At 71.8% G+C, this 12,136-nt stretch carries 11 protein-coding genes; 2 read left to right on the forward strand and 9 right to left on the reverse strand.

The genetic code is table 11. The annotated features are described in order from the left end of the window. Positions 1 to 292: 292 nt before the first annotated feature. On the forward strand, positions 293 to 964 hold the full coding sequence (locus tag P2424_RS08855) for a DUF4383 domain-containing protein (RefSeq protein ID WP_276478889.1): 672 nt from the start codon (positions 293 to 295) through the stop codon (positions 962 to 964). Positions 965 to 974: 10 nt separating this feature from the next. Here the strand turns inward: P2424_RS08855 and P2424_RS08860 are convergent, their stop codons facing one another. The 3 genes from P2424_RS08860 to P2424_RS08870 form a co-directional block, all read right to left on the reverse strand. Further along, positions 975 to 1,931: an HAD family hydrolase gene (locus P2424_RS08860; RefSeq protein ID WP_276478890.1), complete on the reverse strand. Its 957-nt coding sequence runs from the start codon at positions 1,929 to 1,931 to the stop codon at positions 975 to 977. Between the two features lie 38 nt (positions 1,932 to 1,969). Next, on the reverse strand, positions 1,970 to 4,468 hold the full coding sequence (locus tag P2424_RS08865; protein ID WP_276478891.1) for a phosphoribosyltransferase: 2,499 nt from the start codon (positions 4,466 to 4,468) through the stop codon (positions 1,970 to 1,972). 80 nt (positions 4,469 to 4,548) lie between these two features. Beyond that, on the reverse strand, positions 4,549 to 5,715 hold the full coding sequence (locus P2424_RS08870) for an HpcH/HpaI aldolase/citrate lyase family protein (RefSeq protein WP_276475231.1): 1,167 nt from the start codon (positions 5,713 to 5,715) through the stop codon (positions 4,549 to 4,551). Positions 5,716 to 5,986: 271 nt separating this feature from the next. Between P2424_RS08870 and P2424_RS08875 the strand changes: the two genes are divergently transcribed. Further along, positions 5,987 to 7,207, forward strand: coding sequence for a TerD family protein (locus P2424_RS08875; protein ID WP_276475232.1), 1,221 nt, complete (start codon positions 5,987 to 5,989; stop codon positions 7,205 to 7,207). A 113-nt stretch (positions 7,208 to 7,320) separates the two neighbouring features. On the opposite strand, the gene P2424_RS08880 is transcribed toward P2424_RS08875, so the two are convergent. From P2424_RS08880 to P2424_RS08905, 6 genes are all read right to left on the reverse strand, one after another. Further along, entirely contained in the window at positions 7,321 to 8,082 is a 762-nt protein-coding gene (locus P2424_RS08880; RefSeq protein ID WP_276475233.1) for a Tellurium resistance, read from the reverse strand. Between the two features lie 131 nt (positions 8,083 to 8,213). Continuing rightward, positions 8,214 to 9,374 (reverse strand): DUF475 domain-containing protein, encoded by a 1,161-nt coding sequence (locus tag P2424_RS08885; RefSeq protein ID WP_276475234.1) that lies wholly within the window; start codon positions 9,372 to 9,374, stop codon positions 8,214 to 8,216. A gap of 96 nt (positions 9,375 to 9,470) precedes the next feature. After that, complete coding sequence (locus P2424_RS08890) at positions 9,471 to 10,049, reverse strand: TerD family protein (protein WP_276475235.1); 579 nt, start codon at positions 10,047 to 10,049, stop codon at positions 9,471 to 9,473. A gap of 192 nt (positions 10,050 to 10,241) precedes the next feature. Then, the gene (locus tag P2424_RS08895; protein WP_019356026.1) at positions 10,242 to 10,817 is read right to left on the reverse strand and encodes a TerD family protein; all 576 of its coding nucleotides are present in this window, start codon (positions 10,815 to 10,817) and stop codon (positions 10,242 to 10,244) included. Positions 10,818 to 11,004: 187 nt separating this feature from the next. Continuing rightward, a complete protein-coding gene (locus P2424_RS08900; protein ID WP_276475236.1) occupies positions 11,005 to 11,463 on the reverse strand; it encodes a peroxiredoxin in 459 nt (152 codons plus the stop codon). Between the two features lie 226 nt (positions 11,464 to 11,689). After that, positions 11,690 to 12,127 carry a DUF3052 domain-containing protein gene (locus P2424_RS08905; protein ID WP_276475237.1) on the reverse strand — a complete coding sequence of 146 codons (438 nt, stop codon included), beginning with the start codon at positions 12,125 to 12,127 and terminating at the stop codon, positions 11,690 to 11,692. Positions 12,128 to 12,136 lie beyond the last annotated feature (9 nt).

The raw sequence follows: 12,136 nt of genomic DNA on the forward strand, positions 1-12,136 counted from the left end.
GGCCGCGTACCGCCGCAGCCCCCGGCCCCGTGCGCCGTCCCGGCCTCGTGCGCTGTCCCGGCCCCGCCGCGCCGCCGCGGGCGGCACTGCTGGGGGCTCGGGGTCGGGGTCGCCCGGGCCGTCACCGAGCGTCGCTGTTGAGGCGGGACCGCTGCGGGCTGATGCTGAAGGGGACAGCCGAGCGCTTTCCAGCCGCCCCGAGGGGGTTCCCGTGGCCGCGTCGCCGTCCCCCGCCCGCGCCTCTCGCCACCGCCGCGTGCTGCCGCGCGGGCGGCGGGTTCTGGACGAGCACATGCCGGTGCACCACAAGCTGAGCAGAGTCTATCGACTGGGCTCGGCTCTGGTCGGTGTCATCCTGACCTTCTTCGGCGTCCTGGGGCTCACCGACAACATCGGGTTCTTCGACACCGGTGGCGACCAGGTGGGCGGACTGAGCACGAATGGCGCACTCAGTGTGCTCTCCGTCGTGGTGGGCCTGCTGCTGTTCGCCGGGATGGTGCGCGGCGGGAACTTCGCCTCCAGCCTCAACATCACTTTCGGCGGTCTGTTCCTGCTCAGCGGATTCGTCAATCTGGCGCTGCTGGAGACCAGCTTCAACATGCTCGCGTTCGAACTGCAGAACGTGCTGTTCAGCTTTGCCGTCGGGCTGCTGCTGCTCGTCTTCGGGATGTACGGGCGCGTGGGCAGTGCCCTGCCGTACGACAACCCGTACTGGCAGCAGCGCCACATGGACGAGGCCGCCCGTGCCCGGCGGGGGCACGGGCGGAACGAGCAGCGGACGCGTGCCCGGTTGCGGGGCGAGGAACTGCGGCGCCGGGCCTCACTCTTCGGCGGAGCGGAGGACGCGGGGAGCTCCGGCGGGAAGGAAGAGCTGCATCCGGGCGACGACGGCGGGCAGCGGGGCGCGGACGGCGACAGGGACGGCGACGGCGAGAGCGACGGCGGACAGCGGGACGGCCGGTGACCGGGCCCTGTCACCCCTCCGGCAGCGCCGCGGGCGGCGGCCCGATCGGCTCCGCTCCCCTCGGCGTCAGCCCGCCCGGCTCGGTCCTGACCGGCTCCGGGTCGGTCAGCTCGGCCAGTGCGGAACCCATCCCCAGCAGTACGGCCTCTCCGGCCAGGACGCCGCGGTCGGGCAGCACCCGCAGGTGCGGCAGCCGCAGACCGCTGTCGGCGAGTTCGCCGTGCGCGGGGCGCCACGCCGTATCGGCGAAGCGCAGCAGATCGGCGTCGAGCAGGGAGTCGCCCGCCGCGAAGGTCCGCGCCGCACCGGTCCGGCGGGCCACCTCGGCGACGGCGGCGCTCTTGGTGAGCGGATTCGGCACGGCGTAGATCTTGCGCCCTTGCAGGGAGACGCTCCAGCCCTGCGGGCCCGCCCAGTCGGCGAGCTCCCGGACCCAGGAGCCGGGCAGGAGCGCCCGGTCGACCACCAGATAGGCGAACAGTCCGTCCGCGACGCGCTCCTTGAGCAGCCACTCCGGGCGGGCCAGGCGCAGCATGTGGGCGCGGACCAGATCGAGCGGGGCGCACGCGGTCAGCCGCTCGCGCACCCGCTCCCGCCACGCGGGATCGCTCACTCCGTCCACCAGCAGATGGCCGCCGTTGGCGCAGACCGCGTAGCGGGGCGGCGGGCCGGGCAGCCGTACCCGGCGGTACTGCTCGGGGGTCCGCGTGGTGGCGGGCACGAAGACGGTGCGGTCCGCGAGCTCGCTCAGCAGCCGGGCGGCGTCCTCCGTCATGAAGGACAGCGGACGGCTCTCGTACGTCTCGACGCACAGCAGCCGGGGCGCCCGGGCGTCGGGCATGGTCAGTTCCAGCGCCGCGGCGGAGTAGATGAGCGTGCGGTCCAGATCGCTGGCGACCAGGGTGCTTCCCGCTGCCGGGGCCGGGGCCGGTCCCGTGCCCCTGTCCGGGCCCGCGTCCGTGCCCATGCCGAGCCCCGGGTCCGGAGTCGGCGGTGTCGGCGGGGTCATCGGGCGGCCTTCCCGTCGGCGCCGGTGGCACCGCGCGTGTAGCGCGGGTGGACGATACCGACACAGCGGTAGGGCAGCTCCTCGACCTCCTCGACGGGTACGCCGCGCTGGGCGGCCAGCAGCCGTACGTGGTCGAGGTCGGCGCCCGCGCCACGCCGCGCCAGGATGCGCCACGGGACGCGGCGCAGCAGGACCCGGGTGGTCTCGCCCACCCCCGGTTTGATCAGATTCACGTCCCCGATGCCGTACGCCTCGCTGATCTCCTCCACAGCCTGCCAGCCCGCCCAGGTCGGGGTGCGGTCCGCGGAGGCCGCCGCCGCGGCGTCCCGGGCCGCATCCGCCCGGACCGCGGGGAAGCACGCCGAGACCGTGTCCACGAAGTGCCCCGACAGATCGCTCCCCGACAGCTCACGGTAGAACTTCGCGCCGTGGAAGTCGTGCGGGCCCACCAGGTCCGCGCGCAGCACCGTACGGGAGATCAGCCCGGAGACGGTCGAGTTCAGACAGGCGGAGGGGATGAGGAAGTCCTCCCGGGTGCCGAACGTGCGCACACAGGAACCGGGGTCGGCCAGCACCGCCAGCTCCGGGTCGAACCGGGGGTGCGCGGCGAGGGCCTGGGCCAGCTCGTGGGTGATGGCGCCCTTGCCGGTCCAGCCGTCGACGAAGACGACGTCGGCCGGGTCGTGATGGGCGGCCAGGTAGGCCAGCGCGTTGGTGTCGATGCCGCGGCCGCGGACGATCGAGACGGCGTAGTGCGGCAGGTCCAGGCCGTGCGCGTAGCGCGCCCAGCGGCGCATCAGCACCCCGACCGGCGTACCCGCCCGGGCCAGCGAGACCAGCACGGGGCGCGGCCCGCGCTCGGCGAGCACCGTCTCGGTGACGGTGCCGACCGCGCGGGCCAGCCGCTCGGCCGCGGACTCCAGCGCGTCGTGGAAGAGCCGCTGGTACTCCGCGGACGGCTGGTACTCCACGGGCAGCGACTCCGCATAGTGCGCGCCGCCCGCCTGGATGGCCTCCTCGCGCTCCTCGGTGGGCGCCTCCAGTTCGACGTCGGACAGATCGCGCAGCAGCCACGCCACCTCGTCCTGCGGGTACGAGGAGAAGGCCGGGCCGTGCAGCGGCGCGGGAAGACGCCGGGCGGTACCGTCCGGAACGTAGGAGGGGACGACGGACAGCACCACCTCGGGGACACATCCCGCGAGCTGGTCCAGCAGCCCCCGGGGGGCGTGCAGCGCGGGGGTGTCGCCCACGCTGTCCACGACCGCCACGACGGCGTCGAAGCCCTGACCGGCGATGTTGTAGGCGTAGCGCTCAACGGGGCCGTGAGCACCACCCGGGTCTGCCCCGTCGGCCCCGTCGACCTCGTCGGCCCCGTCGGCCGTGCTGTCCGGTCCGTCGTGGGGCGGCAGGTCGTGCGCGGGGAAGCGCAGCGCGGTGCGTATCGCATACCCCGGGTCGTCGACGGCCAGGACGGGCGAGCGGGTCGTGGTGGAGAAGCGGACCTCCGCCCGCCCCTCGGCGCGCCGCTCCAGCTCGGCCGCGAGCATGAGCGGCGCGTACATCAGCTCCTCGCTCCCGAGGACGAGGACGCGAGGCGGCGCGCCGTCCGCGGGCACCGCAGGGACGCAGTCCAGCGCCCGGAGCACCCGCTCGGCCATGCCCGGCAGCGCGGCCTCCAGACGGAGCTGCTCGCGCGGCCCGAAGCCGTGCCGCGCGCCGTCCGGAAGCCCCTGCGGCCAGTCCGGTTCCACCCGGCGCACGGCGCCCCGCGCCTCCGGCGGCGGTGCGGGACGGGGTCCGCCGCGATGCGCCGCGACCAGTTCCCGGCCGCGCTCCAGCACATCGTCGGGGAGCCCTACTCGGCCGGCGGCCAGCGCCACCACGTCGATGCGGGCGCCCAGCTCGGCGGCGAACTTCTCCAGCGCTGCCACATCCGCCCCACCACGGGTGTCGACCAGCGCGGCCACGACATACCGGTCGCGGGGGTGGGCGGCGTGCAGCGCCGCGACGGTGTTGCGCACCGTCCGGCCGGTGGAGAGCTCGTCGTCCACCAGCACCAGCGGCCCGCCGGTGCGCAGCGCGCCCGGATCCTCGGGCAGCAGCAGGTGCGAGGTGGCGTGGCTGTGCTCCTCCTCGAAACCGCCGAACCGGGCCACCCCCGGCACCGGGCGCCGCGTGGAGTGCAGCGCGCTCACGCGGCTGCCCATGCCGTGCGCGACGGTGAGTCCGAGTCCGGTCGCGGTCTCCGCGAAACCGAGCACCACGGAACGGGCGGCCTCCGCTGCGCCCAGCCGCTCACGCACCCGCTCCCCCAGACGGCGGCCCGCATCCAGGACCGCCGAGGGGCGCTGCGGAACATGCTTGCCCAGAACGGTGGAGACCAGCAGATGGGCGCGCTTGGGATTGCGCCGCAGCGCCAGGCCCAGGAGCTCGCGCAGCCCCTCGTCCTCCAGCCGCACCCCGAGCCGTTCGGCCACCCATGTGCCCGTCCACACCTCCGGGTCCGTCTCCGCCGTAGTGTGCGGGCCGGCCCCGGCCCGCGTCCCGGCCGCACCGGCCTCCCGTACACTCGCGTTCACTTGACTCCCGCCGCCAGCAGTTCCACGAAACTCACGCCCTCGCGCGCCACCCCGAAGACCTCGCCGCGCAGCAGTGTGCGCTCGGCCCAGGCCCGGTGCGGCTTCACCTCGTTCATCTTGTTCGTATACGCGGAGCGGACCACTCCGCCACCGCCGCGCTCGGGGCGCAGCACATCGGTCGCATCGCAGAACTCCTCGTGGCTGACGACCGACAGCGCGTGTACGGGAGCCACGTGCGAGGGATGGATGCAGGTCTTGCCCAGCAAGCCGTTGGCCCGGTCCAGTTCGATCTCGCGCAGCAGACCGTCCAGATCGTGCTCGATCAGCGCGGCGCGCACGTCCTCGGCGCGGCCGCTCAGGAACGGACTCCGCCGCAACTGCGGCTTGAACATCCTCTCCTGCTGCCGGAAATATTCCCATACGGGCCCGGTCACCGTGAAGCCGGTGCCGTCGGCCCGGCCCAGCACGTTCACCACATCCGCGATGACCGAGGCGACGATCTGCACGTCGTAGGCGGTCATCTCCGGCGTGCGGCGCAGCCCGTAGGCGGCACAGAAGTCGGTGACGCCCAGCCGCAGCGCGAGGACCCGCTCGCGGTACTTCTCCAGAGTGCGGGCGATCCCGGCGAGCGCATCCGTGCGGGTCTCCCGGTGCAGCAGTTCGGGCGACTCCAGGACGGGCATCGCGAACAGCCGCCGCCCGGACGCCGCCTCCGCCTCGGTGAGCGCCTCCAGGAACGGCACCGAGCGGTCCCCGGTGAACTTGGGCAGCACGAAACCCGACAGCAGCCGCGCCGCCGGGCCCAGCCTGCGCACCAGACCGGTGATCTGCCCGGACTCCCGCACCCGTACGAACAGCAGTGGCAGGTCGTCCGCCCCAGCCCGGTCCGCCAGGTCCCGGAGCTGACCGACGAGGTTGTCCTCGGCCAGCGGCACCTCGGCGTCGGCGATCGAGTCCTCCAGGCAGAGCACCATCGAGACCACGCCGCGCGCCGCCTGCTTGAGCACGTCGTCGGCGAGCGCGGCTCTGGTGGCCGGACTGTAGAGAGTGGCGCCGAGCGCGATCGCGAGGGTGCCCGCGTCCGCTTCGGAAGTGAACTCGGCCGGCTCACGGTGGAAGAGCGCGCTTCGGCGCTCAGGCGTCAGATGCCTGAAATGCCGCATGGATATCCCCGTCCCGCCGTCCCGGCGCCCGTGCGCGTCGCTCCGGCGTACCTGTGGCGTCACGCGGTGGCGGTGGTCCTGCCGGGGCCGCCGTGGTGCCGCGTCGCTGCTCATCGTACGTTCGAGCGTCGCTCTCGAGTTCCCCTGCCTGGACAGCGGCCGCACCCGGCCCGCTCTGCGGAGCCGCCGGGCGCCCCCGCGAACACGCCCCGTCGCCGCCGCGGCACATCCCGCGTTGTCGAGGGGGGCCGTCCGGGGGCAGGATGAAGACATGACGCACGCGATGACGAAGGGGTCGAACATCCCGCTGGAGTCCAGGACGGTCCGCGCCGTGCTCTGCTGGGCCCCCGGCGCCGGAGTACCGGATGTCGATGCCTCGGCTCTGCTGCTCGGCCCGGACGGCAAGGTCCGCTCCGACGACGACTTCATCTTCTACAACCAGCCCCGCCACCCCTCGGGGCTGGTGCGGCACCTGGCCAAGAAGCGCGAGCCCGAGGGGCTGCGCGACACCGTCGAGGCCGACCTGGGTGCGCTGGACGCCTCCGTGGACCGCGTGCTGCTGGCCGCCTCCGCGGACGGCGGCAGCTTTGCCGCCGTCCGGGACCTGCGGCTGCTGCTGCACGACGCGGGCAACCCGGACGGCGGAACCGAGCCCGGGCCCGGCGGAGCACTCCTCGCCCGCTTCGACATCGAGCCGGAGACCGGCGGCGAGACGGCCATGGTCTGCGGCGAGCTCTACCGGCGCGGAGACGGCTGGAAGTTCCGGGCACTGGGGCAGGGCTACGACACCGGGCTGGTCGGCCTCGCCACCGAGTTCGGCATCACCGTCGACGAGAACGAGGCCCAGGCCGGAGCCGGACGGCGCACCGACCCGGGGCGGACGCACTCCCCCGAGCACGATCCGGACGCGACCGTGGCCCACTCGCCCCGGCCCGACACGCTCGGCTCCGAAGACTTCCGGCTCAGCTCACCCGCCGGGACGGTGCCCCAGCCGCCGCCCGAGCCCGGCTTCCCGGAGCCCGACCCGGTACCACCCGAGCCGCACCCGGAACCCGGACCGCCGCCGGAGCCCGGCCCCGAGCCGGTACCGCCGGGCCCGCCCGGTCCGCCGCCGGGGCCCACCCCCGGCCCCGGTCCCGGCCCCGGACCGGACCCCGCGCCGCCGCCGCAGCCGCAGCCGCCCGCTCCGGAGCCCCCGGAGCCGCAACCGGATCCGGCCGGGGTGGCGGCCTCGGCCGTCACAGCGCAGGTGCCGCCGCCCGGCGCGCCGCCGTTCGGGCCTCAGGGAGCAGGGCCTCAGCGGGTAGCCGGTGTCCCGGCTCCGCCGGAGCAGCCGCCCGGCTACGGCTACCCGCAGCCGCCACACCATCCGCCTCAGCAGCCACCCGCCACCCAGCCGGCCTACGGCTACCCGCAACCCACCTACGGCTACCCCCAGCCGGACCCGGCGTTCGCGCTGCCGCCCCAGGGGCCGCAGTTCCTGAACCGCTGAGCGCGGCACCTCCGGCGCCGGAGGCGGCTGTCCACGGCGCCGGGGGGCGGCCCAGCACCAGGGCGCCGCGGCGGAAGTACGGCGGGTGGGGCAGCGGGCCGGGCCGTACCGGCTCAGACCTTCTGCGTCTTGTAGCCCCGGCCCCACTGCAGGCCCCAGCCGTAGAGCCGGTCCAGCTCCGCCTGGAAGCCGTAGACGTAGCGGACCTCCCGGCGCACCTTCAGCTCGCCCTTGACGTTCTCCATCAGCAGCACGGCGCACGAGCGGGCCTGCGGAGCGCGCTCGTCCAGACCCACCTCCACATGGGGGCCGTTACTGGGGATGAGCGTGACGACCGCGTGCGTCCGGTCGAAGGCCGGGGTGCCGTCGTAGATGTAGACGAAGAAGAGCAGCCGCTTCAGCTCCTCCCGGTGGTCGAGGTTGACATAGAGCGTCTCCCCGGAGGGCGAGCCGAACCGGTCGTCACCGGTGAGCTTGATGTAGGGGGGCGCGTTCCAGTCCCCCAGGAAGTTGCCGAGCGGCTGGACGACGCCCTTGGTGCCGTCCGTCAACTCGTACATGCACGCCAGATCCAGGTCGACGTTGACAACACCCTGGGTGTGGGCCTGCACCACGGTCGGCTTGAACGCTCTGAGCGGGTGCCGTAGCGAACCGCCGGTCCGCCGGCCGACCCCCTCCACATCCGAACTGCGCATCCGCCAGGAGAGGTTGACCTGCAGACTGCCACTGTCGGCGCCCTGCTTGGTCAGCGACAGCTCCGCGTGCCGCTTGGTCAGCTCCATCGCGTACGTCGACGGACCGCCGACCGTGTCGAACTTGGGTCCGCGCCGGGACATGCCCACACCCCGCCGCCAGTTCTCCCACAGGGAGACCATCCCGCACCCCCACTCGCGCTCGAGCCCCGATCCACCGCAGCGGGGCGGCTCCGGGACGGCCGTACGGACCCCTTCGGCCCGCACCGTCACAGAAGCCGCCCCGCTGGGAGCGTTCCTCAATCAGCAGCCGGTCACACGCGCGCGGTGACCTCGGATTGCTCGGGATCCTCCCCGTCGTCCCCGCCGTCCCCGTCTCCCCCGGCCACCTCGAGCGCGCGGTTGCGGCGCAGCGAGGACCAGAAGGAGAGCGCGATCAGCACGACACCGACCAGACCGGTGATCACTTCGTTGATCTGATACTTGACGGTGACGAGCAGGATCACCGAGAGGGCGCCGATGGCGTAGTGCGCACCGTGCTCCAGGTAGATGTAGTCGTCCAGGGTGCCCTGGCGCACCAGGTAGACCGTGAGGGAACGGACGTACATCGCGCCGATGCCCAGGCCGAGCGCCATCCAGAAGATCTGGTTGGTGACCGCGAAGGCGCCGATGACGCCGTCGAAGGAGAACGACGCGTCCAGGACCTCGAGGTAGAGGAACATGAAGAAGGCCGCCTTGCCGGCCAGTCCGACGGCCGAGGGCTGCTTCCCCGCCTTCTTGGCCTGCTCTTCTTCCTCCTGCTCGCGCTCCTCCTCCTCTTCGAGTTTGTCCTCGAAGTGGCCGGAGAGTCCGTTGACGATCAGATAGGTGATGAGACCGGCGACACCCGAGAGCAGCACCGTGCCCGACTTGTCGGCGTGCCCGACGTGCTGGTGCGCGGTGGTGGCCAACGTGGTCGCCGTGACCAGCAGGGCGATCAGGGCGATGCAGACGGAGAGTCCGTCGATCTTGGAGAGCCGGGCGAGCGGGCGCTCCAGCCAGCCGACCCAGGTCTCCTCCCGCTCCTCGAGGATGAAGTCGAGGAAGATCATCAGCAGGAACATCCCGCCGAACGCGGCGATGGCCGGATGCGCGTCCGTGACCAACTGCTCGTAGCGGTCGGGGTTGTCCAGAGCGACCCGTACCGCCTCGATCGGGTCGACCTGCGCGCTGATGGCGACAATGATGACCGGGAAGACCAGCCGCATGCCGAATACCGCGATCAGAATGCCGATGGTGAGGAAGATCTTCTGCCAGAAGGCGTTCATCTTCTTCAGCACGCCGGCGTTGACGACCGCGTTGTCGAACGACAGGGAGATCTCCAGGACGGAAAGGATCGCCACGAGGGCGAACGCCTCCCACCCCCAGAAGAACGCCGCTGCAGCCAGTCCGACGGCGGTGACGCCGAAGGACCAGCCAAAGGTTTTCAGGAGCACTGGCTTCCCAATCCGCTGTCCGGTCTGCATAGGTTCACAACAGGGCGAGCGCCCTTTGACGGCTGCGACTCCGAAGTCGTCTAACTCCGAAGTCGGCTAGGCGACATTGACGCCGAAGTCTAGAGCGATGCCCCGCAGGCCCGACGCATACCCCTGACCGACGGCACGGAACTTCCACTCCCCGCTGTAACGGTAAAGCTCTCCGAAGATCATCGCCGTCTCGGAAGAGGCATCCTCGGTGAGGTCGTAGCGGGCCAGCTCGACCCCGTCCTCCTGGTTGACGACGCGGATGTACGCCTCGGCGACCTGGCCGAAGGTCTGGTGCCGGCTCTCGGCCTCGTAGATCGAGACCGCGAAGACGATCTTGTCCACCTGCGGCGGCACCAGCGGAAGGTCCACCAGGACCGTCTCGTCGTCGTCACTGCCGGTGCCGCCCACCAGCTCGTCGCCGGTGTGCTCGACGGAACCGTCCGGACTCTTGAGGTTGTTGTAGAAGATGAAGTACTCGTCGCCGAGAACCCGGCCGCCGGAACACAGCAGTGCGCTGGCGTCGAGGTCGAAGTCGGCGCCCGTGGTGGATCGGGCCTTCCAGCCCAGACCGACCCGAGCCTGGGTCAGGTTCGGTGCGGCCTTCGAGAGGGAGACGTTTCCCCCTTTGGCGAGCGTGACGCTCATGTTTCTGGTCCTCTCCCCGGCTGGTGGCTCGGCCGTGCGGCCCGCGCCACAGTGCGTCCAGTCTCTCCGTACCACCGGGCGCCGCACACCTCCGGGGCACGGAAGTCTGCGGCGCCCGTGGCTGCCGGTCTCCGGCAGGCGCGCCCTGTCGGCCCGTCGGCCGGGCCGGTGGGCGCATGCCCTGCGGGTCCCTCAGACGTTCACGCCGAAGTCCTGCGCGATGCCGCGCAGGCCCGAGGCGTAGCCCTGGCCGATGGCACGGAACTTCCACTCCGCACCGTGCCGGTAGAGCTCACCGAAGACCATCGCCGTCTCGGTCGACGCATCCTCGCTGAGGTCATAGCGCGCCAGCTCGGCGTTGTCGGCCTGGTTGACGACGCGGATGTAGGCGTTCCGCACCTGGCCGAAGCTCTGCTGGCGGCTCTCCGCCTCGTAGATCGAGACGGGGAAAACGATCTTCTCGACATCGGCCGGTACCCCAGCGAGGTTCACCTTGATGACCTCGTCGTCGCCTTCGCCCTCGCCGGTGAGGTTGTCACCGGTGTGCTCGACGGAGCCGTCGGGGCTCTTGAGGTTGTTGAAGAACACGAAGTTCTGGTCGTTGGCGACCTTGCCCTCCGCGTTCGTCAGCAGGGCACTCGCGTCGAGGTCGAAGTCGCTGCCGGTGGTCGTACGGGCGTCCCAGCCGAGACCGACGATGACCGCGGTCAGATTGGGCGCTTCCTTGGTCAGCGAGACGTTGCCGCCCTTGCTGAGGCTGACTCCCACGAGTCCTCCTGGTCAGTTGTTTCGTGAGGACACCACGTGCCCCCGTTTCGGATGCCGTCGGATCAACGATTCGATCCTAGTGAGCGGTTCCCCCGGACACAGCCCTCTTACCGAGCGGAATCGGAGGTGTTCCGAGCGTTGCCGGAGCGCTCGGAGGCGCGCCCCGGCGCGACGGTCCGGCCGGCCGTCAGAGCTTCTCGAGTTCCCGCTCGTACTCCTTGAGGTCCCGCGCGTCGGGCAGCCCGTTGACGACGGTCCAGCGCACGGTGCCTTCCTTGTCGATGATGAAGGTGCCGCGCACCGCGCAGCCCTTCTCCTCGTCGAACACTCCGTAGGCGCGCGACGCCGCACCGTGCGGCCAGAAGTCGGACAGGAGCGGATACTCCAGCCCCTCCTGCTCGGCGAAGACGCGCAGCGCGAACGGCGAGTCGTTGGAGACCGCCAGCAACTGCACGTCGTCGTTGACGAAGCGGGGAAGCTCGTCCCGCAGGGCGCACAGCTCCCCCGTGCACACGCCGGTGAAGGCGAACGGGTAGAAGAGCAGGACGACGTTCTTCTCGCCTCGGTAGTCCGAGAGCCGCACGGTCTGGCCGTGCTGGTCCTTGAGCTCGATGTCGGGTGCCTCGGCACCGGCCTCGATCGCCATGGCGGGTTCCCTTCGGTGGGCGGACACGGTCGCCCCCACCCTATGCACCGAGCCCCTGCCGGCCGGGGGCCGGTCAGGGGCTCGGTTCGTTCGCGTCGGAGCGCGTCGGACACGCACCGGAAGCGGTCATGAGGCGGTAAGCGGCGGCGGCGCGGAAGGAGAGCCCGCGGGCGCGGTCTTCGCGCAGTACCGTCCGTGGTGTACCGATGCGGGGCGCAAGCGCTGGTCAGCGCTTGTTCGGGGAACCCTTCGGAGTGACCAGACGGCTGCCCGTCCAGTCCTTGGCCGCGTTGAAGCTCTTGGTCTGGGCGAGCCCGGCGGTCTGGGACGCCTCACCGATGTCGCTGGGCTCCACATAGCCCTCACGGCCCGTCTTGGGGGTCAGCAGCCAGACGGGGGCACCTTCGTCGATCATCGTGGTGGCGTCCACCAGCGCGTCCGTCAGGTCGCCGTCCTCGTCGCGGAACCACAGCACCACGGCGTCGGCCACATCGCCGTAATCCTCGTCGACCAGTTCCGCGCCGGTGATCTCCTCAATGGACTCGCGGAGCTCCTGGTCGACGTCGTCGTCGTAGCCGATCTCCTGGACCACCTGTCCGGGCTGGAAACCCAGCCTTGCGGCGGGGTTGGTCCGCTCCTCCGCGTGGTCCGCGGTCGCGCTCACGGATTGCCT

Origin of the sequence: Streptomyces sp. WMMB303 (assembly GCF_029351045.1) — a bacterium.
Lineage (GTDB): Bacteria > Actinomycetota > Actinomycetes > Streptomycetales > Streptomycetaceae > Streptomyces.